The 26,191-nt window shown below is 42.7% G+C and carries 29 protein-coding genes, 4 tRNA genes and 1 riboswitch; of the genes, 24 read left to right on the top strand and 9 right to left on the bottom strand.

The features are described from left to right. Positions 1-3 precede the first annotated feature (3 nt). Both ACX1N5_RS06140 and ACX1N5_RS06135 read left to right on the top strand, forming a co-directional pair. On the top strand, positions 4-1,071 hold the full coding sequence (locus ACX1N5_RS06140) for a methionine ABC transporter ATP-binding protein (protein ID WP_458800883.1): 1,068 nt from the start codon (positions 4-6) through the stop codon (positions 1,069-1,071). Then, positions 1,052-1,711, top strand: coding sequence for a methionine ABC transporter permease (locus ACX1N5_RS06135; RefSeq protein ID WP_458800882.1), 660 nt, complete (start codon positions 1,052-1,054; stop codon positions 1,709-1,711). The genes ACX1N5_RS06140 and ACX1N5_RS06135 overlap by 20 nt, the downstream gene beginning before the upstream one ends. A 179-nt stretch (positions 1,712-1,890) precedes the next feature. Here the strand turns inward: ACX1N5_RS06135 and ACX1N5_RS06130 are convergent, their stop codons facing one another. The 3 genes from ACX1N5_RS06130 to rluD are packed head-to-tail and all read right to left on the bottom strand — an operon-like array spanning position 1,891 to position 4,329. Further along, the gene (locus ACX1N5_RS06130; RefSeq protein ID WP_004751113.1) at positions 1,891-2,451 is read right to left on the bottom strand and encodes a flavodoxin family protein; all 561 of its coding nucleotides are present in this window, start codon (positions 2,449-2,451) and stop codon (positions 1,891-1,893) included. A 44-nt stretch (positions 2,452-2,495) separates the two neighbouring features. Continuing rightward, on the bottom strand, positions 2,496-3,236 hold the full coding sequence (pgeF, locus tag ACX1N5_RS06125; RefSeq protein ID WP_131380264.1) for a peptidoglycan editing factor PgeF: 741 nt from the start codon (positions 3,234-3,236) through the stop codon (positions 2,496-2,498). Positions 3,237-3,276: 40 nt separating this feature from the next. Next, entirely contained in the window at positions 3,277-4,329 is a 1,053-nt protein-coding gene (gene rluD / locus ACX1N5_RS06120; protein ID WP_034426150.1) for a 23S rRNA pseudouridine(1911/1915/1917) synthase RluD, read from the bottom strand. Between the two features lie 72 nt (positions 4,330-4,401). Here rluD and ACX1N5_RS06115 point away from each other — a divergent pair, with 72 nt between their 5' ends. Together ACX1N5_RS06115 and ACX1N5_RS06110 are read left to right on the top strand one after the other, a co-directional pair. Next, entirely contained in the window at positions 4,402-5,514 is a 1,113-nt protein-coding gene (locus ACX1N5_RS06115) for an outer membrane protein assembly factor BamD (protein WP_458800879.1), read from the top strand. A gap of 111 nt (positions 5,515-5,625) precedes the next feature. Further along, a complete protein-coding gene (locus ACX1N5_RS06110; RefSeq protein ID WP_131380268.1) occupies positions 5,626-7,488 on the top strand; it encodes a DNA primase in 1,863 nt (620 codons plus the stop codon). Between the two features lie 47 nt (positions 7,489-7,535). On the opposite strand, the gene ACX1N5_RS06105 is transcribed toward ACX1N5_RS06110, so the two are convergent. Then, the gene (locus ACX1N5_RS06105; protein ID WP_458800877.1) at positions 7,536-7,769 is read right to left on the bottom strand and encodes a hypothetical protein; all 234 of its coding nucleotides are present in this window, start codon (positions 7,767-7,769) and stop codon (positions 7,536-7,538) included. A gap of 280 nt (positions 7,770-8,049) precedes the next feature. Continuing rightward, a complete protein-coding gene (gene hemA / locus ACX1N5_RS06100; protein ID WP_131380272.1) occupies positions 8,050-9,333 on the bottom strand; it encodes a glutamyl-tRNA reductase in 1,284 nt (427 codons plus the stop codon). A 117-nt stretch (positions 9,334-9,450) separates the two neighbouring features. Here hemA and ACX1N5_RS06095 point away from each other — a divergent pair, with 117 nt between their 5' ends. From ACX1N5_RS06095 to ribB, 12 genes are all read left to right on the top strand, one after another. After that, positions 9,451-11,157, top strand: coding sequence for a tetratricopeptide repeat protein (locus ACX1N5_RS06095; protein WP_458801018.1), 1,707 nt, complete (start codon positions 9,451-9,453; stop codon positions 11,155-11,157). Then, the gene (lolB, locus tag ACX1N5_RS06090) at positions 11,141-11,740 is read left to right on the top strand and encodes a lipoprotein insertase outer membrane protein LolB (protein WP_458800875.1); all 600 of its coding nucleotides are present in this window, start codon (positions 11,141-11,143) and stop codon (positions 11,738-11,740) included. Before ACX1N5_RS06095 ends, lolB begins: the two co-directional genes overlap by 17 nt. 14 nt (positions 11,741-11,754) lie before the next feature. After that, positions 11,755-12,579 (top strand): 4-(cytidine 5'-diphospho)-2-C-methyl-D-erythritol kinase, encoded by an 825-nt coding sequence (gene ispE / locus ACX1N5_RS06085; RefSeq protein WP_458800873.1) that lies wholly within the window; start codon positions 11,755-11,757, stop codon positions 12,577-12,579. Between the two features lie 6 nt (positions 12,580-12,585). Further along, positions 12,586-12,660, top strand: a tRNA-Gln gene (locus ACX1N5_RS06080). A 23-nt stretch (positions 12,661-12,683) separates the two neighbouring features. Then, positions 12,684-12,758 (top strand) — tRNA-Gln (locus ACX1N5_RS06075). A gap of 17 nt (positions 12,759-12,775) precedes the next feature. Continuing rightward, positions 12,776-12,850, top strand: a tRNA-Gln gene (locus ACX1N5_RS06070). An 89-nt stretch (positions 12,851-12,939) separates the two neighbouring features. After that, positions 12,940-13,014, top strand: a tRNA-Gln gene (locus tag ACX1N5_RS06065). A gap of 39 nt (positions 13,015-13,053) precedes the next feature. After that, a complete protein-coding gene (locus ACX1N5_RS06060; RefSeq protein ID WP_004751091.1) occupies positions 13,054-14,007 on the top strand; it encodes a ribose-phosphate pyrophosphokinase in 954 nt (317 codons plus the stop codon). A gap of 102 nt (positions 14,008-14,109) precedes the next feature. Next, positions 14,110-14,406, top strand: coding sequence for a 50S ribosomal protein L25 (gene rplY / locus ACX1N5_RS06055; RefSeq protein ID WP_458800870.1), 297 nt, complete (start codon positions 14,110-14,112; stop codon positions 14,404-14,406). A gap of 22 nt (positions 14,407-14,428) precedes the next feature. Continuing rightward, on the top strand, positions 14,429-15,007 hold the full coding sequence (pth, locus tag ACX1N5_RS06050) for an aminoacyl-tRNA hydrolase (RefSeq protein WP_131389998.1): 579 nt from the start codon (positions 14,429-14,431) through the stop codon (positions 15,005-15,007). Between the two features lie 90 nt (positions 15,008-15,097). Next, positions 15,098-15,478, top strand: coding sequence for an aspartate 1-decarboxylase (gene panD / locus ACX1N5_RS06045; RefSeq protein WP_004751086.1), 381 nt, complete (start codon positions 15,098-15,100; stop codon positions 15,476-15,478). A gap of 135 nt (positions 15,479-15,613) precedes the next feature. Then, a riboswitch (FMN riboswitch) is annotated at positions 15,614-15,753 on the top strand. 95 nt (positions 15,754-15,848) lie between these two features. Then, on the top strand, positions 15,849-16,508 hold the full coding sequence (ribB, locus tag ACX1N5_RS06040) for a 3,4-dihydroxy-2-butanone-4-phosphate synthase (RefSeq protein ID WP_458800868.1): 660 nt from the start codon (positions 15,849-15,851) through the stop codon (positions 16,506-16,508). A gap of 13 nt (positions 16,509-16,521) precedes the next feature. Here ribB and ACX1N5_RS06035 read toward each other — a convergent pair whose 3' ends face one another. Then, positions 16,522-17,028: an HPP family protein gene (locus ACX1N5_RS06035; protein WP_458800866.1), complete on the bottom strand. Its 507-nt coding sequence runs from the start codon at positions 17,026-17,028 to the stop codon at positions 16,522-16,524. Between the two features lie 85 nt (positions 17,029-17,113). On the opposite strand from ACX1N5_RS06035, the gene ACX1N5_RS06030 reads away from it, so the two are divergent. Then, positions 17,114-17,665: a TetR/AcrR family transcriptional regulator gene (locus tag ACX1N5_RS06030; protein ID WP_458800864.1), complete on the top strand. Its 552-nt coding sequence runs from the start codon at positions 17,114-17,116 to the stop codon at positions 17,663-17,665. Here ACX1N5_RS06030 and ACX1N5_RS06025 read toward each other — a convergent pair. Next, positions 17,662-18,144, bottom strand: coding sequence for a DUF1289 domain-containing protein (locus ACX1N5_RS06025; protein WP_458800862.1), 483 nt, complete (start codon positions 18,142-18,144; stop codon positions 17,662-17,664). The two genes, ACX1N5_RS06030 and ACX1N5_RS06025, sit on opposite strands and share 4 nt — an antisense overlap. 98 nt (positions 18,145-18,242) lie before the next feature. Here ACX1N5_RS06025 and trhO point away from each other — a divergent pair, with 98 nt between their 5' ends. Next, complete coding sequence (trhO, locus tag ACX1N5_RS06020) at positions 18,243-19,175, top strand: oxygen-dependent tRNA uridine(34) hydroxylase TrhO (protein ID WP_004751077.1); 933 nt, start codon at positions 18,243-18,245, stop codon at positions 19,173-19,175. 142 nt (positions 19,176-19,317) lie between these two features. Further along, positions 19,318-19,962: a thiopurine S-methyltransferase gene (gene tmpT, locus ACX1N5_RS06015; protein ID WP_131380289.1), complete on the top strand. Its 645-nt coding sequence runs from the start codon at positions 19,318-19,320 to the stop codon at positions 19,960-19,962. A 133-nt stretch (positions 19,963-20,095) separates the two neighbouring features. Here tmpT and ACX1N5_RS06010 read toward each other — a convergent pair whose 3' ends face one another. Beyond that, positions 20,096-20,620 carry a YecA/YgfB family protein gene (locus ACX1N5_RS06010; RefSeq protein WP_004751073.1) on the bottom strand — a complete coding sequence of 175 codons (525 nt, stop codon included), beginning with the start codon at positions 20,618-20,620 and terminating at the stop codon, positions 20,096-20,098. A 66-nt stretch (positions 20,621-20,686) separates the two neighbouring features. Further along, complete coding sequence (locus ACX1N5_RS06005) at positions 20,687-20,890, bottom strand: PA3496 family putative envelope integrity protein (RefSeq protein WP_004751071.1); 204 nt, start codon at positions 20,888-20,890, stop codon at positions 20,687-20,689. 283 nt (positions 20,891-21,173) lie between these two features. Between ACX1N5_RS06005 and rpoD the strand changes: the two genes are divergently transcribed. From rpoD to ACX1N5_RS05980, 5 genes are all read left to right on the top strand, one after another. Next, a complete protein-coding gene (gene rpoD / locus ACX1N5_RS06000; protein WP_228127409.1) occupies positions 21,174-23,120 on the top strand; it encodes an RNA polymerase sigma factor RpoD in 1,947 nt (648 codons plus the stop codon). A 96-nt stretch (positions 23,121-23,216) separates the two neighbouring features. After that, on the top strand, positions 23,217-23,504 hold the full coding sequence (locus ACX1N5_RS05995; protein WP_131380291.1) for a YbeD family protein: 288 nt from the start codon (positions 23,217-23,219) through the stop codon (positions 23,502-23,504). A gap of 58 nt (positions 23,505-23,562) precedes the next feature. Continuing rightward, entirely contained in the window at positions 23,563-24,231 is a 669-nt protein-coding gene (gene lipB, locus ACX1N5_RS05990; RefSeq protein ID WP_458800858.1) for a lipoyl(octanoyl) transferase LipB, read from the top strand. Positions 24,232-24,311: 80 nt separating this feature from the next. Beyond that, positions 24,312-24,815 carry a hypothetical protein gene (locus ACX1N5_RS05985; RefSeq protein WP_131380530.1) on the top strand — a complete coding sequence of 168 codons (504 nt, stop codon included), beginning with the start codon at positions 24,312-24,314 and terminating at the stop codon, positions 24,813-24,815. A 4-nt stretch (positions 24,816-24,819) separates the two neighbouring features. After that, positions 24,820-26,004: an iron-containing alcohol dehydrogenase gene (locus ACX1N5_RS05980; protein ID WP_004751062.1), complete on the top strand. Its 1,185-nt coding sequence runs from the start codon at positions 24,820-24,822 to the stop codon at positions 26,002-26,004. The last annotated feature ends 187 nt before the right edge of the window (positions 26,005-26,191 follow it).

Genomic DNA, 26,191 nt, shown 5'->3' with positions numbered 1-26,191 from the left:
AACATGGTCAGTTTTGGGACATCGCTCGAATTTAGTACACCGCATATCAAAATTCGTAACCTGAATAAATACTATGCAGGGCAAAGCCAACAGGTTCATGCCTTAAAAGACATTCAACTGGATATTCCACAAGGGCATATTTTTGGCATTATCGGCAAAAGCGGTGCAGGAAAATCCTCTCTGATACGCAGTCTGAATGGTCTGGAACAGCCATCGAGTGGTCAAATCCTGATTCATCAACAGGATTTAACCCAGCTCAAACATGCCGAACTGATTCAACTGCGTCAGAAAATCGGCATGATTTTTCAGCATTTCAATTTAATGTCTGCCAAAACCGTCTGGGAAAATGTGGCATTGCCCCTGAAAATTTCGGGGGTTGCAAAAGCGGAAATATCTTCACGCGTCAATCATGTGCTGGAGTTGGTCGGGCTGAGTGAAAAAACTGAGCATTACCCTGCCCAGCTTTCAGGTGGACAAAAACAACGTGTCGGGATTGCCCGAGCCTTAGTGCATCAACCTGAAATCTTGCTCTGTGACGAAGCCACCTCGGCACTCGATCCAGAAAGCACTGCCACCATTTTGGCTTTGCTGAAAAAAATCAATCAGGAACTGGGTATTACAATTGTGCTGATCACCCATGAAATGCAAGTGATCCGTGACATTTGCGATGAAGTGGTGGTGATTGATCATGGTGAAATTGTCGAGTCTGGTGCAGTCTGGTCGGTATTTTCCAACCCTCAACAGCAGATTACCCAAGAACTGCTGAATTTGGAACAACAGGACTTTGCGATTGCGCTTAGCCCTGATGCCAGTGCCGAACATACACAAAAAATTCTGCAAATCGACTATGCGCACCGTGCTGATCAGGCATTTGACTTTAACCAACTGCTGCAACAGTTTCAGTCACCTGTGCAGGTTCTACAAAGCCATATTGATCAGATCCAGCACTATATCGTGGCGCGTTTGGTGATTGCAGTTGATTCAGACCACCCAACACCTGATTTAAAAGATTGGCAACATATTCAGCATTTACAAATCAAGGAGCTTGGTTATGCAAGATCAGTTATTTGACCTGCTTCTGACAGGAACACTGGATACTTTGGTCATGGTCGGCTTATCGGCACTGATTGCCTTGCTGATCGGTTTACCACTTGCGGTCATCTTGGTCAGCACTTCAGCTCAGGGCATTTTTCCTTCCGCGAAGATCAATCAACCGATTGGCTGGGTCATCAACATTACCCGTTCTGTGCCTTTTCTGATTTTAATGGTTGCACTGATTCCAATTACCCGTTGGGTTGTCGGGACGAGCTACGGCGTTTGGGCTGCGATTGTACCTTTATCACTGGCAGCCACGCCATTTTTCGCGCGGATTGCCGAAGTAAGTTTAAGAGAAGTCGATCATGGTCTGATTGAAGCTGCTCAAGCCATGGGCTGTAACCGCAAGCAGATTATCTGGCATGTGCTGTTGCCTGAAGCTTTACCTGGCATTGTAGCGGGGTTTACCGTGACCATTGTCACCATGATTAACTCATCGGCAATTGCAGGAGCGATTGGCGCAGGCGGTTTGGGCGATGTGGCTTATCGTTATGGTTATCAGCGTTTTGATTTGCAGATTATGTTTGCGGTGATTGTGGTGTTGGTGATTCTGGTGATGCTGATTCAAGCCACTGGCGATCAACTGGCACGCCAACTGGATAAACGTAAATTATGATTGGAGATTGAATCGGCTTCTTCCATATATCCACTATTTCTCTCTGTGAAATAAATAGCAAAGGAGAAATGGCGAGAACAGTCAAATTCTTAAGGTTCAACAGGCGCTGACTGGGTTCATGCTCAGGTCAGCGTCACTGTTGCGATGATTTTTAGCTTTGAAATGCGGCAAAAGTGAACTTAGGCTGAATGATTCAGGCGATTCAACATCAGCGCGATATATTCACCAAACCAGATAGCTGTATCCAAATCACCTTGTGGCGGAGTAATTTCAACAGGCGCATTGTTCGATTGGGTCATGAGTCCCAAGTGACTGGCCAAACGGTTTAAATCGGTGTCTTTTTGCCCTGTCGACAACAAAGGCAAACCTGTCCAGAGCATGCCATGCTGCATGGCAAACAAGTTAATTTGCTGCAACACAGAAAGTTTGTCACCGCTTAAACCACCCGAATTGGTAAAGCCCGCGGCAAGTTTGCCTTGCCACAAACGATTGATCCAGCGCTTCGAGGTCGAGTCCATAAACATTTTGAACTGACCAGTAACGCTACCCATATAGGTTGGGCAGCCTAGAATAATGCCGTGTGCCTGATCTAGCTTGTCCCAATCCACATGCTCAATCGACATGACATGGACAGTCACGCCAATTTGCGCTGCGCCTTTGGCAATGTATTGGGCAACTTTTGCGGTATGCCCATACGGGCTGTGGTAAACAATAGCAAGGGATTTAGGCAACGTCGTCATTATTGAGAATCAATAGCAAAAAATCCCGAGCAGTTTAGCATGAATTATTCTTGCATAAACACGAATGTCGCCATGCGACCTGTTTTCGCATTACGGCGATAAGAGAAATAATCCTCGGTCTGGGTGTAGGTACACTGATCTCCACCCGACACTAAAGCCACGCCATGCTGCTCTAAAATATAACGCGCAATCGCATACAGGTCGGCATAGTATTTCCCTGCCTGCTCACCTGCTTTAAAGGCGAACTCTAACGGGTATTTTTCACAAAATGCCTGTTTGACTTCTGCGCCAATCTCAAAGCACGGCTGACTAATACACGCACCAAGCCAAGCCCATGTGGGTCGGGTTTGCATCGTGGCAATAGTATTTTCAATAATTCCGCCTGCCAGACCACGCCAGCCTGCATGCAGATTGGCAACTTCAGAGCCATCTGCATTGCCTAAAACCACAGGCAAACAGTCTGCAGTCATCATCAAGATCGCATGCCCTTTTTGCTGGGTGACCAAACCATCACCCACCAATGGCTCAAAGTAGACTTGCTGATTGACCGTATGGCAAATCGTGCTATGCGTTTGCGTCATCCACGTCAGTTTGTTGACACCATACTGAGCAAACTCTTGCAATAATGTCATACGATGCTGCTGTACACGTTGCGGATTATCCTGCACATGCAAGGCCAGATTAAACCCTGACAGTTCAGCACGTTCACTGGAAAGGCTTTCTGGATGCTGAACATGGGTTTGCCCAACATAAACACCTTGGGGTAAACCTTGAACAAATTGCATGACTGAATTCTCCGATTGCGGTGTAGCAGATACGACCTGATTAGTAGGCTGCATTTTCTTCGCGTAATACTTGTACCAGATTTTTAAAGTCTTCTGGCCACGGTGCTTCAAAAAGCATTTCTTCTTGCGTACGTGGATGCACTAAACCGAGTTTTGCTGCATGCAAGGCTTGACGGCGGAAGCCACGCAAAGTGCTAGCTAAACGCTCTGAAGCACCCGCAGGCACACGAACACGACTCATATATACAGTATCGCCCACCAAGCTATAGCCAATATAGGTAAAATGCACCCGAATCTGATGCGTACGACCTGTTTCAAGTTGTGCCTGTACACGGGTAAAATTCTGGAAGCGTTCTTTGACATTGTAATGCGTCACAGCATCGCGCCCACCAGGAAGCACGGTCATTTTTACACGGTCAACAGGGTGACGTTTAATCGGTTCATCAATCGTGCCGCCTGCAATAATGTTGCCATATACCACAAGGTCATAGACACGATAGACAGACTTATCACCGAGTTGCTTGGTCAATGAAAACTGTGCTTCCAGATTTTTCGCAACCACCAGCAAACCACTGGTGTCTTTATCGATCCGATGTACCAGTCCGGCACGCGACAACTCTGCCGATTTTGGATAGTGATACAGTAACGCATTGACCAGTGTTCCCGAGCCATTGCCCGCACCAGGATGCACCACCATACCAACGGGTTTATTAATGACAAGAATATCGTCATCTTCATAAACAATATCTAAAGGGATATTTTCAGGCTGGTTGTGAGTTTGCACCTCAAGCTCAACATCAAGCGTGAGCAATTCATGCCCTTCACAGCGATATTTCGGTTTAATTTTGTTACCGTCAACCAACAGATGCCCATCTTTCATCCATTGTTTGAGTTTTTCTCGTGAAAAATCAGCCCAAACGGTTGCTGCAACCTGATCAATCCGCAGCCCAAGATATTGTTCATCCACCTGAAATTGCAACGATAAATGTGTTGCAGTTACGCTCGAAGTATGATTATCTGCATCCTCAGCATCTTCAAGTAAATTGAAATCTGTTTCAGTGGAATTAGAATGAGAAGATTGTGTTGAAGTCATTTGGCTCATTAAGACAATAATGGTTTAATAATGCCATTGTAGCTCATTGGCCGTATTAACTGAGGAATTTTTATGTCGCTACCACGTTATAAAGTTACTATGCTTGTGCTTTGTTTAGGCATTGCTGGTACATTTGTGGGCTGTAGCAGCAATCCATCAAAAAAAGAAGTTGTCGATCTTGGACCACAAAACAGCGAACAAGCCTATTTTGATTCGGCTGAACAAGCGCTCAATAAAGGTCAATATAATGAAGCGGCAAAAAACCTCCAAGCGATTGATACTTACTTTCCAACAGGCACACATGCTCAAAAAGCGCAGTTGGATTTAATTTATGTCAAATTCCAACAAAAAGACTATCCTGGGGTTGTCACTGCCGCTGATCGCTTTATTCGTTTAAACCCAGACCATCCAAATGTTGCTTATGCTTACTATGCACGTGGCGTTGCCAACATGGAACAAAATTATGATGGTCTTGTGCGTTACACTTCGCTTAAGCAGTCACATCGTGATATCAACTATTTAAAATTAGCATATCAAAACTTTGTTGATTTGATTCGTCGTTTCCCATCGAGCCAATATTCTGTCGATGCTGCACAGCGTATGAAATATATTGGTCAAGAACTGGCAGAACACGAAATGACCGCTGCTCGCTTCAACGTTGAACGTAAAGCATGGGTTGCTGCGATTGAACGTAGCCAGTGGGTCGTTGAACATTATCCAAACACGCCACAAATTCCAGAAGCATTAGCAACGATTGCCTATAGCTATAACCAGCTAGGTGATCAGCAAAGCGCTCAGCAATATACCAATGTCCTAAAACTAAATTATCCAAATTTAGTCAAAGCCAATGGTAGTGTGAACATTGCAGCGGCGCGTAAAGAAGGCAGCTGGTGGAACAAGGCGACTTTAGGTATTTTTGGCCGTAGCTCAGAAAACAACGTGCGCGAGCAGAAAGCTAGCTCTGATAATACTACGGAAGAAAAACGTAGCTGGACCAATCGTCTAAGCTTTGGCATGCTCGACAAACCTGAAACAGAAGCTACAACTCCGACTACCGCTACACCTTCACCAGTGATCGCTTCTGAACCTGTTGCAGCGCCTGTTGACAATTCAAATGAAAAACCAAAACGCAGCTGGACAAACCGCTTAAGCTTCGGCATGCTCGACAAACCTGAAAGCAACTAATTTCGGTCTAGCGTTCCTAAAGGCAAGCTCATGAGCTTGCCTTTTATATTTTGTGTACCTTGAAAATTTGTTACACTGGTTAACCCGCATCGTATTGTTACATCCCTGATTATGGCGATTCCACAACAGACCATTGACCAAATTCTTGACCGTACAGATCTTGTCGATCTGATCAGTCAGCGTGTCAAACTTAAAAAGACTGGACGCACATACTCGGGCTGTTGCCCGTTTCATCAGGAAAAAAGCCCGTCTTTTCATGTTTATCGGGACAAACAGTACTATCACTGCTTTGGTTGCCAAGCCAATGGGAATGCCATTAAATTCTTAATGGACATCGACAACCGCAGCTTTATCGATGTCATGAAAGACTTAGCCAGTCAGACAGGGATCGAACTTCCCAAAGACAATCAGGACAGTAAGAAACTTACCTATAAAAAAACAATTACGCCAACACCAGCACCAAGCATCAGTACTCCACCTGTTGCTCCGACACCTACACCCGACCATATTCAGGACTTTGAACCCTACCCATTCCCGCAGGATGATCCGTTTTTATTTGCAGACCAGCAGTTTGCCGAGATTACCCAAGAAGGGAATTTGTATGATTTACTGGAAAATATTGCTCAGTTTTATCAGCAGCAACTCCCCAAAAGCACTTCTGCTCAGCGTTATTTCAAGCAACGTGGTTTAAGCCCCACAACCATTCAAGACTGGCGTTTGGGTTATGCACCCGAAGACTGGCAGCACTTGGAACAAGCATTCCCTCAAGATATTGATGGTTTAAAACAACTTGGCTTGATTCGTACCAGTGACAGCGGACGAGACTTTGACTTATTGCGAGATCGGGTGATTTTCCCGATTCGTGACCCAAAAGGACGTGTGGTTGGTTTTGGCGGTCGTACCCTGAACGACGAAATCAAACCCAAATATATCAACTCACCCGATTCTGAAGTCTTTCATAAAAACCAGTTGCTATATGGGTTGTATGAAGGTACCAAATTTAAAGCCCAAGACTGGCTATTGGTCGAAGGCTATATGGATGTTATTGCCTTACATCAGGCAGGCATACATGGTGCCGTCGCGACACTTGGAACCGCCAGTAACACCGAACATCTCAACATTTTATTCAAACGCAATCATCGGATTACCATCGCTTTTGACGGCGATAGTGCAGGGCAAAAAGCTGCACAGCGCACCTTAGAAATTGCCCTCCCCCTTCTCAATGATGGTCGCGAACTGAAATTCTTTATTTTACCCAATGACCACGATCCAGACTCTTTAATTCGCCAAGAAGGTGTAGAGAAATTCCAGCAACTCTGGCAACAAGCACCTTTGCTGTCTGATTTTTTATTTGCTCTACTAACCCAACAGCATGATGTCAGTACACCCGAAGGGAAAAGTCAGGTGATGGGCGAACTGAAAAATATGACGCAACTCTTGCCACCACAAGGCTCTTATCGTTATTTGCTCAATCAGGCTTTTCGGGAAAAACTGGGGCTAGGTAAACGCTTTACCCCAAAAATCAGCCATGACGCCTCACTCTCTTTCAATATCCGCACGCGAGATGAAGACTTTGCAGTTGCCTTGCTGATGAGTAATCCGTTTTTATATACACACTTTGAGCAATTACGCGCCTATATTCAGCAAGATGATCTGTTAGCCGAAATTCTAGCGATTCTCGATCAAGTCTTTGATAAACTGCCTGAAGATCAGGAGCGAGCCATTTATTATGTTCTAGGTGCTTGCTATGCGTATCGAAATGAAATTGCCGAATTATTACAGCGCACCAATGTTTTAGATATTTTAAATTCGCCAGAACAGGCTTTTAATTTTGCAAAAGAAAATGCTTTAGCTTTACAAGAAAAGTTGCTTAGACAGCGTATGAAACGCCCTGCATCACTACAGGAATCGCAAAATTTACGAATGCAGCTCAATGAACTGACCAAGAAAATCAGTTTAAGATTATTACACTAATCAAAATAGCAGATGAAATTTATCTCACCTGCTTTGCATCACAACAATTAATTAAAAAATAAATGCCGATAAGCAGATTGAAAACACTTATGCACGCCAAGCTGCTGTACTTGTTGCTGGCGTGTCTGGGCATTTTCAAATTCACCATCAAAAACACCAATCGAGATACTTTTTAAATCAGGGCAATACTGTGCGATTTGACGCTTACCAAACTGCCATGGATGTAAACATACTTGTGATAAACAAATGTGTGACGATGCAGAATTCATACGATATTTCATGTCAATCTCCTACCGCTAAAAATGAAATGCGAGCAGTGAAAATCAACCAATATCCTTTTCGGAGATTTTACAGCGGAGACAGTATAATGCGTCTAAAGAGCAATAGAACAACGTTAAAATTTCTCGGTATCACTTAAAAAACACATGACTTGACAACCAAGTAGGCATTAATCTTTTGAAGAATAATCATTATTTTTTTAATATCTGAAGAGTTTCAAACAAATGACTTTGTAGTCACAAAATCTAAAATATTACATACTAACAATGTAGAACACAAAAACTAACTTTTGGGTTTTCGACGATGCTGCAACACACGGTGTAAATGATCTTGAATCCATTCCAAATATTCAGGATCTTCAGTTTGAGCAGCTTCACGCAACAACATAGAGGTCGGGTGAAGTAGTTTATGTGTTAAACGATGTGCAAGTTCCTGAATCACTCTTTCAGGTGCTTCACCTTCTTTTAAGCATTGTAAGGCATGCTCAACTTCTTCTTGTTGCATCTGCTGTCCAGCTTCACGATAAGCACAAATTGAATGCCCTGCTTGCTTGACTTTTTCTTGAGTAAGTAACTGAGTTGCCAGCTGATTGACCATAACTTCAGCTTCAACTGCCGCTTGACGGCGCTGAGCCAGATTTTCATCAATCACGCTTTGTAAATCATCAACACCGTATAGATACACACCATCCAAACTTTCAATTTTTGGGTCTATATCGCGCGGAACGGCCAAATCCACCATCAACATTTGCTGATAACGGCGCTTCTTTAAGGCTGCTTTGACATCCTGATAAGCAATGACTTGATGCAAACTGCCTGTACAACTTGAAATCACATCGGCACGATGCAAATGTTGTGACAGTTCTTCAAATGGAATAATTTCAACTTCTACGAATGGTGTGATTTCATTGGCGAGCTTTTCTGCACGTTCACGCCCTCGGTTACAAATCAGGATTTTTGCTACACCGAGATCTGCCATATGCTTTGCTACAAGGCTGTTCATTTCCCCTGCCGCAACCATGAGCACCACCAGTTTTTCAGGGTGGCTAAAAACTTGTTGTGCTAACTGAGCTACGGCATACCCCATAGACACTGCATGACTACCAACGGCTGTTTCTGAGCGCACACGTTTAGCTGCATAAAACGCATATTCGAAGACACGGTTTAAATTTCCCGACACCGTGCCCGACTCTTTGGCCAGCGACAATGCCGATTTCACCTGCCCCAAAATTTGGGGCTCACCGAGCATCAGTGAATCCAGACCGCTCGCAACCCGCATCAGGTGAGAAACTGCCTGAATATCCTCATAGCGATATACATGATTAAACAATTGGTTAACATCAATACCATTGGCTTGAGCGAGCCAATTTAATAGCATATCTGCTTCATCAGTCATCGCATAGACTTCGGTACGGTTACAGGTTGACACCACCACTAAGTCATTGAATTGACTTTGATGACTTTGTTCAGCCAATAAAGTACGCAGTCGTTCTGCATTGAACGCAACACGTTCACGCAACTCAACTGAGGCTGTTTGATGGTTGACACCTAAAGCAATAAACGCCATGTCAGATCATCATTTCACTAAAATTATGCATGTGTTATTGTGCATCATCGGTGTCATAATAAGCATAAATATTTGGATAAAGAAATTTTGCAGCAAACAATTCGCCAACAATCATGTATGTTGATACGACGCTATTCTAGCACAATCTTATTGCTAGGAAGCATCACCTTATGTGCCTATAATTACACTTACGCGCAAAATACAGTGGCACACTATAATCCACTTCCGTTACAACAAACCATGATTGCAGAATTTGCTTTGCAATATCAACAAACTGCCACAGCATTACACAACTATACAGTTCTGGCAATTCATAACAGTTCCACAGCAGTCAAACAACGTGCGCTCGACATCACGCTTGATGAAAATGACCTGCCATCTGCACTCGATATTGCAACACATTGGGTCAATCAAGACCCAACAGATGTACCTGCTCTATTCTATTTAGCACACATTGCACTAAAAACACATAAATATGAGTTAACTGCACAAACACTTGATAAAATTTTAAACATCGACCCCGATGCCGATCTGGCTGAAATTGTCGCGGGGATTGCACCGGACTCACAAGAAGATCGAACCACACTGCTCAAAACCTTGCGCAGTAGTAAAGCCCGAAGTAATCCATCCATTTTGGTGATGATTGCAAGCTTAGAAGCCCAAGACAACCAATTAGAACAAGCGCTAAAAGATATACAGCGCGCTTTGCGCAAACACCCAAATGTCACCAGTTTTATTTTACTTAAAGCCAATATCTTGGATGCATCGGGTAATCAGGATGCCACCATAAAATGGTATGCAAAATCGAGTCGTCAGCATTCTTACAACCTAGAAGTACGTCTTGCTGAAGCAAAATATCTAATCAAGATTGGTCAATCTGAACTTGGCTTAAAAAAACTTGAAAGTGTTATTCGTAAATGGCCTTCTGCCGATGAACCTATTTTTATTGCAGGCTTAACCAGCATTGACTTAAAACGTTATGATCAAGCTGAAGGTTTCTTATTACAACTTAAAAATTCTTCACAATATCAAAATGATGCCTATTATTACCTCGCGATTAATGCTGAGCGTAAACAACATTATGAAACGGCAAAAGCCTATTATCGCCTAGTCGATGGTAGCCTATACACGGTATCACGCCGAAGCCTCGTCACCATTTATGATAAAGAAAATAAACTCAGCGATGCATTACGCTTTTTGACACAAGAACGAGTCAATTATCCGCAACACGCCAGTTTTTTATACCAACTGCAAGCAGAAATCCTAAAGAAACTGAATCATAAACTGGCAGCGATTGAACTGCTCGATGAAGCAATTCACAATCTGCCCGATGACCCTGATTTGATTTACGCACAAGTCTTACTGCTTGATCCTTATCAGGATAAAGACCGTTTAGAACAAGATTTAAATAAGTTACTGAGTATTGAACCCAATAGCCCTACATATCTGAATGCCTATGCTTATACACTGGCATTACAAAACCGTCGCTTGGGCGATGCACGCAAATATGTCGAACATGCTTTGGAGTACGCTCCCGATCAAGCCTCTATTCTCGACACTTATGGCTTAATCACCTTTTTACAAAATGATCTTGCCACTGCGATCCCAACCTTAGAAAAAGCCTACCTGCTCAATGAAAATGTAGGTACAGGCGTTCGCCTAGCCAAGGCATTGTATTTACGAGGCAACATGCAGAAATTTGCAGATTTACTACAAGAACTCAAACAAAAACATCCGAACAATCCACAAGTAATTCAATTAAATTCCTTGTTATTATCACAACAGCAAAAAATGAGTTTAGTTCACCATGCATCTGTTCACTAAAATTGGTTTAGGATTACTGACTAGCAGTAGTTTAATTTTGACAGGCTGTCAGCAGTACAGAAAGCCCCAAGCAATGACCAATCAGTTGCCTACAACCAATACAACAGCACCGACTCAAGAAACCAATTTTTCTCTGCAAGGTAAAATTGGAGTGCGTACACCAAAACAATCTGGCAGTGCTTTTTTTACATGGGAACAACAACAGGACAATTTTAACATTGAGCTAAGTGGCGCACTGGGTATGGGCAAAACCCATATTCAAGGGATACCAGGACAAGTGACCCTCAATAGTGCAAAAACAGGCTTGATTCACGCAGCAACACCAGAAGAGCTTTTAGAAAAAGCGACAGGCTGGCAAGCTCCTATTACCGATTTGGTTCACTGGATTTTAGCGCAGCCCGCAACAGCTTCAGTTCAAATCGAAAAAGACCAGCAACAACGCCCAACACAATTTATTGAAGATGGCTGGATCGTCCATCTCAGTTACAACAACGCTGCAACCCTGCCTAACAAATTAATTTTAAAACAACAGCTTGATGATGGTCAGGAAAATCGTATTACAATGATCATTCAAGACCGCTAACTAGATTCCAATTTATGATTCGCGTTCCTTCCCCAGCAAAACTTAATCTTTTTTTACATATCACTGGTCGACGAGCTGATGGTTACCATGAATTGCAAACCATTTTTCAACTCATCGATTTATATGACTGGCTCGAGTTTGAACCTAATGGTAATCAAAACATTTGCCTTGATGGGTTATCCAGTGTCGAACAAACAGACAATCTAATTTTCAAGGCTGCTGAAAAACTCAAGCCTTTTGCCCAGCGCTTTTGTGGATTAAATATCCATTTAGACAAACATATTCCTATGGGTGCAGGTCTAGGTGGTGGTTCATCCAATGCAGCAACCACGCTTTTGGTACTCAATCAGCTTTGGCAATGCAGCTTAAATATCCAGCAACTGGCAGAAATTGGACAAAGCTTAGGTGCAGATGTACCTGTCTTTGTGTATGGTCGCAATGCATGGGCAGAAGGCATCGGTGAACAAATTACATTCATCAATTTGCCTAAAAAACAGTTCATTGTGCTTAAACCTGATTGTTTTATCAGCACTCAACTACTTTTTTCACAAAAAACGTTGACAAGAGATTCCAAGACCTCTAAATTTTGCGCCTATCAGGGAAAGCCATCGGATTTCGGAAATAACTTTGAGCCAATCGCAAGAAGCTTATATCCAGAAGTTGATGAGGCAATGCAATATCTCGATCAGTTCGGCATTGCAAAGCTTACAGGAACAGGTGCCTGTGTTTTTGTTGAAGTAACTCCTGATATGCAAACAGAGCAGATTGTTCGCAATGCACCATGTAAAGCTTACTTGGTACAAAGCTTGGATAAATCTCCTTTGTGTGACATACAGTAGTACTATAGGGGCGTCGCCAAGTGGTAAGGCAGCGGGTTTTGATCTCGCCATCCGTTGGTTCGAATCCAGCCGCCCCTGCCATCATCTGAAGATTTTTGCATATTAGGGGCGTCGCCAAGTGGTAAGGCAGCGGGTTTTGATCTCGCCATCCGTTGGTTCGAATCCAGCCGCCCCTGCCATTGCAATTATCGAATTTAGGGGCGTCGCCAAGTGGTAAGGCAGCGGGTTTTGATCTCGCCATCCGTTGGTTCGAATCCAGCCGCCCCTGCCATTGTTTGAAAAGACAGAAATTAAAGCGAAAGCTCTTGTCATTTTTCCTTGACAAAACAGAGTAAAAACTTTAAAGTTCTGCCACATATTAGGGGCGTCGCCAAGTGGTAAGGCAGCGGGTTTTGATCTCGCCATCCGTTGGTTCGAATCCAGCCGCCCCTGCCAGATTCTTCTAAACAACACATCAACCGCCAAGGGTGCTTCATGCCCAATCTTGTCGTTTTTAGTGGAAATGCTCATCCACAATTCGCTCAAAAAGTCGTAAGCCATTTACACATTCCTTTAGGCTCTGCTTCAATTAACCGCTTTTCTGATGGTGAAATTGCTGTAGAAATTACTGAAAATGTACGTGGTAAGGACGTTTTCATAGTTCAGCCTACTTGCGCCCCAACCAATGATAACCTGATGGAAATCTTGGTCATGGCTGATGCACTTCGCCGTGCTAGCGCTGGACGTATTACTGCTGTTATCCCTTACTTTGGCTATGCTCGCCAAGATCGTCGTCCACGTTCTGCACGTGTGCCGATTACAGCTAAAGTCGTTGCTGACATGCTCACTACCGTTGGTATTGACCGTGTTGTGATGATCGATTTGCATGCTGACCAAATTCAAGGTTTCTTCGATATTCCTGTCGACAACATTTACGGTACACCTGCTTTGCTTGCGGACTTACGTCAACAACAACATGACAACCTGATGGTAGTATCACCAGATGTTGGCGGTGTTGTTCGTGCACGTGCCGTTGCAAAACAGATGGGCGATATCGATTTAGCAATCATTGATAAACGTCGTCAAAAAGCGAATGAATCTCAAGTGATGCACTTGATCGGTGATGTCAAAAATCGTGACTGCGTCATCGTAGATGATATGGTCGATACCGCTGGTACTTTATGTAAAGCAGCCGATGCGCTTAAACAATTTGGTGCACGCCGTGTTGTTGCTTATGCAACTCACCCTGTACTTTCAGGTAAAGCGCTCGAAAATCTACGCAACTCTGTGATTGATGAATTGGTTGTCACTGACACCATTCCTTTATCACAAGAAGCGATTGATTTAGGTAAAATTCGTCAGGTTTCTGTTGCAAGCATGGTTGCTGAAACCATTCGTCGTATTAACAACGAAGAATCGATCAGCGCGATGTTTGACAGCTATTTATAATATAGCTGCACAATTTTCCTAAAGCCCTGCTATAATGCGGGGCTTTCTATTAGCCAGATTGGTCGCAAATCTGGCTGTTTCGTAACTTAATGAGGATATCTCATGGCTAATTTCGTATTAAATGCTCAAGCACGTGCTGAAGACAAACAAGGGAAAGGTTCGAGCCGCCGCCTTCGTCGTGAAGCACTAGTTCCTGCTATCATCTACGGTGGTGACGCAGAACCTGTATCTGTAACTTTACAACTTCGTGAACTTGTTAAAGCTCTAGAAAACAACGATTTCTTTGCTGAAGTTGTAGAAATCAAAATTGGTGACAAAACTGAAAGCGTTAAAATCCAAGCGCTTCAACGTCACCCAGCAAAAAACACACCTATGCACGCTGACTTCAAACGCGCGTAATGGTAAGTGAGAGCGTAGTTTCGTGACTAAAATTTCGCTCATTGTCGGTTTGGGCAATCCTGGTAAAGAATATGCCCAAACCCGACACAATGCTGGCTTTTGGTTTGTTGAGCAACTCGCAGACCGTTATGGCATTAGTTTAAAAGCAGATCCCAAATTTTACGGTATCAGCGGTCGAGGTAACATCGAAGGTCATGATGTCCGTTTGTTACTCCCTACCACATTTATGAACCGTTCTGGGCAAAGTGTCGTTCCTTTCACCAAATTTTATCAAATTCAACCTGAAGCAATCTTAATTGCGCATGATGAACTGGATATGAACCCTGGTGTGATCCGCCTCAAAACAGGTGGTGGTCATGGTGGCCACAATGGTCTACGTGACATTGTTCCGCATATTGGTGCCAATTTTCATCGTTTACGTATTGGTATTGGGCACCCTGGCGCTAAAGAACGTGTTTCTGGTCATGTTTTAGGTAAAGCACCTAAAAGTGAACAGGATCTTATAGATGCAGCAATTGATCATGCATTGTCGAAGACTCAACTTTTGGTTGATGGTCAAGTTTCGCAAGCCATGAATCAGATCAATGCCTATAAACCGTAAATTCAATCTCTGATGGCATCTTTATGCACATCTCTTAAGTCTTTGAATGCCTTTTTTCTAGCAAACTGAGCAAATCGAGGAGATATTTGCATGTTATCACGTTTATTAAAATGCAAAATCCATCGCGCAATCGTCACACATGCTGAGCTTCACTATGAAGGTTCTTGTGCAATTGACGGCGTTTTAATGGATTTGGCAGGCATTCGTGAATATGAAGAAATTCATGTTTGGAATGTCACCAATGGTAAGCGTTTTACAACTTATGCTATCCGTGGTGAAGATCACTCAGGCATCATTTCCGTTAATGGTGGCGCTGCGCATCAGGCTGAAGTGGGTGATATCGTGATTATTGCAACATTTGGCGACTTCAATGAACAAGAAGCCAATGCTCATAAACCACGCCTTGTCTATGCTAATCCTGACAATACCGTCAACCATACGGCCAACTGTATTCCTGTACAGGTTGCTTAACTTTTTTGAGTTGGATCATGAGCATATTTCGATATGCTCAGATGACTGCTCATAGCAGATTATTTAATATTTATAGTACGAATCATTCTATAGAAAGGATGATTTTTCACAAAAAATAACGCTATAATTTTGTCACATCGCTTCAGGGCGGGGCGCAACTCCCCACCGGCGGTAAGCTCACTCTCGAGCAAGCCCGCGAGCCAATGACTGGTGTCATTTGCAGATTTGGTGCAAATCCAAAGCCGACGGTATAGTCCGGATGAAAGAAGTCGACGTTTCAGAAGATTCACTTTTCAAGCTTTTGTCACGACCCCATTTTTTCGATCAGTCCTGAAATGTTCCTGTATCTAAATTACGTGAGCGTTTCATTATGTCTATTTTAATTCAACCCGAATTATTTTTTTCAAGCCTGTCCCCTGCTGAACAACGCATTCAACAAGCCTTAGAAGATATCCGCCAAGGCAAACCTGTTTTGGTCATGGATGATTTTGACCGTGAAAATGAGGCAGATTTAGTTGTTGCCGCAGAAACTCTCAATGTAGAAACCATGGCACGTATGATTCGTGATGGCTCAGGTATTGTGTGTTTATGTTTAACGGAACAGCTGGCTGATCATCTTGAACTTCCACCAATGGTGAGCAACAACTCTAGCCATTTCCATACGGCATTTACCGTCACCATTGAAGCAGCTGAAGGCGTAACAACAGGCGTATCGGCAAAAGACCGCGTGACTACCATTCGCGCTGCAACCAAAGATGGTGCTGTAGCCAGCGATTTGAATCGCCCTGGACACGTATTTCCATTACGCGCACGTGAAGGTGGTGTTTTAACCCGCCGTGGTCACACTGAAGCTACGATTGATTTGGCTCGACTAGCAGGTTTAAAAGCAGCAGGTGTGTTGTGTGAATTAACCAATCCAGACGGCACAATGGCAGCAGGCATTCAGGTGTTATCTTATGCTCAGACCCATCATTTAACCGTCATTACCATTGAAGAATTGGTTCAATATCGTTTAGCTCAACACATTTAATTTTTTAGCATCATCATAACAACGATGGTGATGCATTTTTCTCACCGTATTTCTCAAATCTTTGCTGTAAAGCATGCATCAATTGAGCAATCATGACTAAAATAACCGCACCTGTCAGCACAGGGAAAATCAGAAAATCCCAATCATAATGCACCGATGATGCACTCAATAAAATCAACAATGGATTTGCTCCCGCAGGTGGATGAACGCACGCCAAAATCTGCATCGATACAATCGCCAAGCCCACAGCAAACGCTATCGTAGCAATGTTAATCGGAATGTAATGCACAAATGCCAAGCCTATAGCTGCCGATACCACATGCCCGATGATCACATTTTTAGGCTGTGCCAAAGGCGAATGTGCCGCAGCATACAGCAAGACACAACTTGCACCGAACGGCGCCATAATCCATAGCTGATGAGAAAGCTGGGTCAAATACAATAAAATGGCAATACTCAGACTCGCGCCCACCAATGCCTTCATTAAATCAGAAATTGAATACTGGAATGATTTCAACATCACGTTCCCCCTGAATTGATTTTTGTCGATTTGCACGTTAAAATCAAAATAGTACAGATCTGTACTATTTACAAGAGCAAAAAGTATGTCAAAATCCGCAGCTAAAATTCTAGGCACTGCCGAAAAGTTATTTAATCAGCACAGTTTTAACGCAGTTGGGGTAGATTTAATTCGGGATGAATCAGGCTGTTCCAAAACAACGCTGTACACATATTTTAAAAATAAACAACAACTTGTTGCTTCTGTACTAAAAAAGCGAGACGTTCAGTTTCGACAAAGTCTGTGTGATTTTGTTGGAGAGGCTCAAGGTTTAGCCGCACTTGAGCAGATTTTTGACTGGCACGTCCAGTGGTTTCAGCAAGATCATTTTAAAGGTTGCCTATTTGTACGAGCCGCTGGAGAGTCTTCACAGCAAGATACTGAAATTCTTGATCTCGCTAAGCAGCATAAGCACTGGTTATACGAATTTATTGCGCAGTACGCACAACACCTCAAGCAACCACAGGCAGTCACTGAATTGTGCTATAACTTTTTAGAGGGGTTAATAAGCCGATTTTTGGTTAAAGGCTTTCAAGCAGAAATTGCTGAACAGAACAAACAGCTCATGATCAACCTGATCAAAAAATTACAGGCTTAATCATCTGCCATGTGCAACAAACTATAATGAATCCCGTCGGCACGCAGCCAAGCGAATTCATAACTGGCTTTAGCAAGTGCCAATACACGCCGCTCAAATTCATCCCACAATGGCTTGACTTGTGCCTGCTGAATGCCCAAGCCACTCTCTTCAGCAAACTGGCGATGTTTTTCACAAATTTTAAGCGCATGATACAACTTGCGCCCAATAGAGGCATCAGATAACAAGCGTGTACGTTTTGAAACAATAAAACCCTCAACCTGTTGCAGATTGGCATGGGGCAGCATCGGCACTAAAATTTGATCTAACTGGGAATCCAGACGTTTCCAAACGACATGCTGCTGTTCAAGTGTATAAGTATTCCATTGAATCACTTCATGATTAAAACGTCGGCAGCCTCGACAGACATGATCACCAAATACAGTGGAGCAACGCCCTGCACATGGGGTGAGTGTCGCAATGCGACGATCTTTACTCAAACCAACCTCTCCTTCACAAGAACCATTCTCGCTTAATTTTCAAAATCACGCTAAAATACGCGCCTTATTTTTCTATCTTAATACATTTGGAGTCCCGCATGAACGCTACTGTAGAACAGCTTGCACCTGTAGAACAGCAAGCGACCGCTGATTGGGTTGTTGCCGCACTATATCAATTCAAAGAAATTCAAGACCCTGCTGATTTGCAGCAACGTCTACTTGACTTGGTTAAAACCATCAATCTATGCGGAACTCTAATTGTAGCTGATGAAGGCATTAATGGTACAGTCGCTGGAGATCGTCAAGCGATTGATACGATTCATCAATTTTTACTAAATGAAGGCTTTAACGCAATGGAATATAAAGAGTCTCATAGCTCTGACAAGCCATTTCGTAAAATGAAAATCAAGCTAAAAAAAGAAATTGTAACGTTGGGTGTTAAAGTAAAACCACGTGATTTGGTGGGTCATTATTTAGATCCTAAAGAATGGAATGAACTGATTGCACGTGATGATGTCATTCTCATCGACACTCGTAATGATTACGAATACAAAGCAGGCACATTCAAAGGTGCGATTGACCCGAAAACTGAAACTTTCCGTGAATTTCCAGAATACGTCAAAAAAGAGCTTGAACAGCATAAAGACAAAAAAATTGCCATGTTCTGTACAGGTGGTATTCGCTGTGAGAAATCAACCTCTTTGCTTTTACAAGAAGGTTTTGAAGAGGTTTATCACCTCAAAGGTGGGATCTTGAAATACCTTGAAGAAACCCCTACTGAAGAAAGCATGTGGGAAGGCGAATGCTTCGTGTTTGATGGTCGTACTGCAGTAACTCATGGGGTTGAAGAAGGTCAAAATATTAAATGTCACGCTTGCGGCTGGCCGCTTACCCCTGAAGAATCAGTATTACCAAGCTATGAACACGGCGTATCTTGTGTGTACTGCATCAACAAAACCAGCGAGAAACAAAAAGCGGGATTCCGTATGCGCCAATCCCAAATTGCCGCAGCAAAAAGAAAACGCCTATAAAATTAAGTTTCATTAAAGATTAAGCCATCAACACGATGGCTTTTTTATTACGGAAAATCTTAATTTTTGACTAAAATTTCTTTTAACCTGTATGCAAAATCCGCTAATGTTTTGAAAATTCAAGTAAGAATAAGGTTGTATCATGCAAGAGCAATTTTGGCTAGATAAATGGAAAAACAATCAGATTGGTTTTCATCAACAGCAAGTAAATGAATTTTTAGCAAAATATATCGACAAATTATCCTTGCAAAAAAATGATCGGATTTTTGTTCCGCTTTGTGGCAAAAGTCTGGATATCCATTGGCTGCTGGATCAGGGATTACGCGTGGTCGCAGTTGAGTTAAGTGAGTTGGCCGTTGAAGAGTTAATCAAAACCCTGAACTTGCCTTTTGAAGAAATACCAAATCAAAGCCTTCGACATTTTCATCATCCACAAATCGACATTTTTAATGGCGATATTTTCCAACTTACCCAGCCGCTACTCGGCAATGTCGATGCAATCTATGATCGGGCAGCATTAGTCGCCTTACCTGAAAATATGCGGGTTGAGTATGCACAGCATCTCAAGCAAATTACCAACAATGCTCCGCAACTTCTGATTAGCTATGAATATGATCAGGATGCTTTTTCAGGCCCACCCTTTTCAATTCCCGAAGCAAAAATCAAAGGTTTGTATGATGATGTTTACGATATCGAGCCATTGATTCGCATTAACAGATTAGGAGCATTTCAACAACAGGATGCGATTGAAACTGCATGGTATCTGGCAAAAAAGATTGATGATTAACGTGCTGAACTAACAAAAATTTCATCTTTTCACAAAAAAACCTGACCATTGCTACAATGATCAGGCTTTTGCTACAACAACAATAATTGACTATGACACGCAGAATGCCATCACGGCATCGCCTGTCATATCATCATGATTGTGTATGATACATCAAGAAAAGTTCATTTAGATTGTCTGGAATTTCTTCTGCAAGTTCATCCATTAACTGGCCGTTGCGACGGAAAGATTCCATTTGTGCATCTTCTTCATCAACGCCGCTAAAGATCATCATTGGCAAAGTCAAATCGACTAATTGTTCTTCGAACTCAGGCGTAAACCATGCTTCTTCGTTCAGGAACATGGCATCGACAAAACCAACACTCCAGTCACCCAAACTTGAGTCTACATCGGCTTCTTCAATTTCAAAAGGAAACTCGATTCCTTCTTCATTGGCAAGGCTTTGACGTAACTGTTCGAGCCATAATTTGACCTGCACCACAATTTCACTCGGCACTTTATTTGGGTTTCCATCAAACAAAGCATCAAGCCAAGTATCAAATTTTGGTCCAACAGCAATGGCGCATAAAAATCCATGAGTTGCCGCAAAATCTAGACCATATTCGTTTTGGTCACCATCTAAATAATCACTTAACTGATCTAAATTCAAAGAACTCATTTTGATTCCATCATTGGTTACTAGGGTATGAGCATAGCATTGATAGGGATGATATTCTAAATGCTTTTATGCATCATCATCGCCCGAATCATCATCGTCGAAATCATAATCAAAGTCTTTCAACTCGCGCTCCAAACGGCGTTGCGCAAGTAAGTCATCAATTAAACGACGTTTTTCTAATGACTCTTTGGCACTGATTTTATTCGATGCCTCATCAAAGCTAACGTCATCATCGTAGTTATCATCTAGTTCAAAATCTGTAGAAGACACTCAAACTACCTCAACATAAAAATATAAATGTTTTACGCGCTATTTAGCGTAGTTATTTATTTCTGTCAAGATTTTTATGCATTTATATTTTTAGGGTTCTCACTAAAATCTGCTTTTTTTCCGCGTTTTTTTTGTGTATTTATTAAGAATCTGGAGTTTTTCATCACAAAATTGCACGGACTTGAAAAAATTAAAAATGACACAATATTCATTCTACTTTAACAACACAAAAGATGTCATGAATTCGGTGCCCGCCCCATGATTTCTGAATTTTTTAAACAAATTGTGCTATCATGCACGGTTTTTCACTGCCACAGATTCAACAAAGAGTAAGCAAAAGATGAGCGATATGCATTCCCCTACTTCTCAAGTAGCGGCTCTGATTAGCCGAGGCAAAGAGCAAGGTTACTTAACTTACGCTGAGGTTAACGATCATCTCCCAGACTCAATCACGGAAAGCGAACAGATTGAAGACATTATTCAAATGCTTCAAGATGTGGGTATTCCTGTTCATGAACGCGCACCTGAATCTGACGATACGATGTTTGGCGAATCAACCGAAGCAGCCGATGAAGTTGCCGAAGAAGAAGCCGCTGCGGTACTTGCTTCAGTTGAAAACGAACCTGGTCGTACGACTGACCCAGTTCGTATGTATATGCGTGAAATGGGAACCGTTGAGCTGCTCACTCGCGAAGGTGAAATTAGCATTGCAAAACGAATCGAAGAAGGGATTCGTGATGTATTAAATGCGATTGCTTACTGGCCAAATGCGGTTGAAGTTGTCCTCCAAGAATACGAAGACGTTAACACTGGCGAACGCCGTTTAGCTGATATTTTATCAGGGTACCTTGACCCTGAAACCGACGATGACATTCCAGAAGTCATCGAGGAAGAAGAAACCGAATTGGTCGATGTCGAAGAAGATACATCGAAGCCTGCCAAAGAGGTCAAACTTGACGACGACGATGAGGAAGAAGAGTCGGAAGGTGATGACGATTCTGAAGGTGATTCAGGCCCAGATCCAGAAGTTGCAAAAGTGCGTTTTGCAGAGTTGGAACAAGCGTGGAGCAAAACCAAAGCAGCGATTCAGCAGCATGGTCGTAACTCAAAAGAAGCTGATGAAGCATTGGTTACCCTTGCAACTGTATTTATGATGTTCAAATTCACACCTCGTTTATTTGATATCATTTCTGAAATGATCCGTGGTACACATGAGCGTATCCGCACGGCTGAACGTGAAATCATGCGTTATGCCGTCCGTCGTGGTCGTATGGATCGTAACTTGTTCCGTACTACATTCCCTCAACAAGAATCGAATCCAGCATGGCTTGATGCACAGCTTGCCAAAGTAACGCCAGAAGTGAAACCGCATCTGGAAAAAGTTCGTCCAGACATCTTGGCATTCCAGCAAAAAATTGCAGATATTGAAACTGAGCTTGGCTTAAACGTTCAGGAAATCAAAGATATTTCTAAACGTATGGCGATTGGTGAAGCCAAAGCACGCCGCGCCAAAAAAGAAATGGTTGAAGCTAACTTGCGTTTGGTGATTTCGATTGCGAAAAAATACACCAACCGTGGTTTGCAATTCCTTGACTTGATTCAGGAAGGTAACATCGGCTTGATGAAAGCGGTAGATAAGTTTGAGTATCGCCGTGGTTACAAATTCTCGACGTATGCAACTTGGTGGATCCGTCAGGCGATTACCCGTTCGATTGCCGACCAAGCACGTACCATTCGTATTCCAGTACACATGATTGAAACGATTAACAAAATCAATCGTGTATCTCGCCAGCTTCTTCAAGAAATGGGCCGTGAGCCAACTCCTGAAGAACTAGGTGAACGTCTGGAAATGGATGAAGTTAAAGTTCGTAAAGTGCTGAAAATTGCCAAAGAACCGATTTCAATGGAAACTCCGATTGGTGATGATGAAGATTCGCATCTTGGTGATTTCATTGAAGATCAAAACATCACATCACCTGTGGATGCTGCAACTTCAGAAGGCTTGAAAGAAGCAACTCGTGAAGTGCTTGAGAACTTAACTGAACGTGAAGCCAAAGTCTTGAAAATGCGTTTTGGTATCGATATGCCAACTGACCATACGCTTGAAGAAGTAGGTAAACAGTTTGATGTAACGCGTGAACGTATCCGTCAGATTGAAGCCAAAGCGCTGCGTAAATTGCGCCATCCTTCACGCTCAGAACACTTACGTTCATTCTTGGAAAATGATTAATCGGGATTCTTGATTTTTCAGGAAACTACCCCATTTTATCTTTAAAGAATTAAAAAACGCCTGCTCTTGCAGGCGTTTCAACTGCTGAGAGCACCTATGTTAGATCGCACACCTTCTCGTGAACTTCGTGAAGACCTTTGGGTATTCCCAATGGATTATCCTATTAAACTCATTGGCAATGCAGGTACAGAACTTCGTATTGCCGTGGTAGAAATCTTGATCAAACATTTCCCTGAGTTTGATGAAGCCACTTTGGCTGTACAACCTTCGCGTACAGGAAAATACCACTCAATTACTGCTCAACTACGTTTTGATGAGCTTGAACAAGTTCACGCACTGTATGCAGACTTGGCAGCTTGCCCTCACATCCGAACTGCGCTTTAATCCTGAACCAGATGCCTAAAACATCTGGTTTTGTTTTTTATATAAGGTTTTTCATTCCATGGATGCATCTACTCTCCAGCAGTCACCAAAACTTATTATTCGTATTTTCGATAACTTACAAGATTATCAAGCCAAGTTTTCAAAAATGAAAACCTTCACTGAAACACGTGAAGCAGATACTCACGATGAGTTGTGGCTGTTGCAGCATCAAGATGTACTTACTCAAGGACAATCTGGAAAACCTGAACATATTTTGGTTAGCAGCAATATTCCTGTGGTGCAGTCAGATCGTGGTGGTCAGGTAACATGGCATGGCCCAGGGCAAATGATTGCTTACTTTCTGTTTGACCTCAACCGCTTAAAATGGCATGTGCGTACACTGGTCAGCTTTGCCGAACAGTTGATGATTGACTTGCTCAAAAAGTACCAGATCGAAGCGTATGCTAAACCTGATGCACCAGGCGTCTATGTCGATGGGCGTAAAATCGGTTCTTTAGGTTTTAAAATTCGTCGTGGTCGCAGCTATCATGGTTTATCATTGAATATCGACTGTGACCTTTACGGTTTTCAGACAATTAACCCATGTGGCTATGCTGGTTTAGAAATGGTACGGATTCAGGATCTTGTCGAAAATCATCCTAAATTTACACAACTCAGCCAAGACGTGATTGAATATTTAACACAAACTCAGTACTTTAAAGAAATTGAGGTCATTCTGGAAAAATAACGTTTTTTCTGGTTCTCTCTTTCAGATCAATAAATACAAAAAAGGACAAGTACGTGTTTACTAAGCCGTTAAAACCAGCAATGCAGCAAGCTTACGTCAAGCTCATGATGAGTGTTATTGGCAACGGCTTGGTGATTGCCAGCCAAGTTGACCCTGAAATTCAGCAAGAAATTGCTAAATTCCCTGAAAACTTCACGCTATCAATGAAGGTTTTTCCACATGGCCCAGCATTTACTGCGAGAGTCAACCAGCTTAAGCAACTTGAACTGGTCGATGAACCAAGTGGTAAACCTGATCTGTGCATTATCTTTAAGCATTTGGAACATGCATTTCTGGTTTTTTCATTTCAGGAAAGTACTGCACGCGCCTTTGCCAATGACCGTATGATTGCAGATGGTGACGTTTCTTATGCGATTCGCCTTGTGCGCTGTTTAAACAAAATGGAATCACTGATTTTACCAAAGCTGATCGCATCACTCGCGGTCAAACAATACCCAGAACAACTTGGCTTTAAAGAAAAACTATCCAACGCCAGCCTGATCTATTTAAAACTTGCACAATCCTTTCTAAAACGGAGCGCATAAGCACATGACAAAAGCGTATTATGAATTTTTCTGTCCAGTCAAAGTCATTGCAGGTCACGCGGCTTTAGAACATATTCCTTTTGAACTTGCTACTTTAGGTGCAAAACGCCCACTGATTATTACCGATAAAGGCGTACGTACCAATGGTTTGCTTGAACCGATTGAAACGGCATTTAGCTCAACTGATGCTGAAATCGGTTTTATTTTTGATGAAGTACCACCCGATTCAAGCTTAGAAACCGTTAAAAAAGCCGCAGCTTTTTATCGTGAACATCAATGTGATGCGCTCATTGCAGTCGGTGGTGGCTCGGTGATTGATACGGCGAAAGCGACCAATATTTTAGTCACTGAAGGCGGTGATGATTTACTCAAATATTCGGGCGCACATAATTTACCTAAACCACTGAAACCATTTTTTGTGATTCCAACGACGTCAGGTACAGGTTCGGAAGTCACCATGGTGGCTGTGGTTTCTGACCCTGTCAAAAATGTCAAAATGGCATTTGCTTCTTACTACCTGATGCCACATGCCGCGATTCTTGATCCACGCATGACGCAAACCCTACCCGCGCACCTGACTGCAATGACCGCTATGGATGCCATGACGCATGCCATTGAAGCCTATACCTGTATGGCGGCAAATCCACTGAGTGACGCCTATGCAACAGGCGCAATCAAGAAAATTAGCCAGAACCTGTTTAAAGTATTGGATAACCCTAAAGATGCAGAGGCACGTTTAGAACTGGCACAAGCATCAACCATGGCAGGTATTGCTTTCTCTAACTCTATGGTTGGCTTAGTACATTCTCTTGGGCATGCATTGGGTGCAGTTGCACATTTACCTCATGGTCTATGTATGAACCTGTTCTTGCCGTATGTGCTTGAATACAACAAGTCGGTCAATGGCGATAAAATTGCGGAGCTGTTGTTACCTTTGGCTGGTGCAGATATTTATGCACAAACCCCAGCCGACCAACGTACTGACAAAACAATCGAAACCCTCTACAGCATTCGTGATCATTTGTATGAACTCACCAAATTGCCACGTAATTTGCGTGAAACAGGCAAAGTTAGCGAAAGCCAGCTCGATGAGGTTGCAGAAAAAGCCTTAAATGATGGCTCGATTATTTACAATCCTAAAGAAGCCTCTTTAGCTCAGTTACGAGAAATCTTGCAAAAGGCGTGGTAAACCAACCAAATAACAAAAAACGCCCATTGCCACTGGTACATTGGGCGTTTTTTGTTATATAAGAATCAACTACAATGCAAAGATCGTTGAATTGGCAGAAAAATTGCTAAAGGAATACTGCAATTAATTGCTGACAACAGATATCTATTTACGATAAAGTTGCGCTCTTTGTTAAAAAATGGGGGGA

Source organism: Acinetobacter sp. ANC 4636, assembly GCF_054454555.1.
Note: the sequence above shows the minus strand (reverse complement) of the source record. Positions and strands in the feature narration are given on the sequence as shown.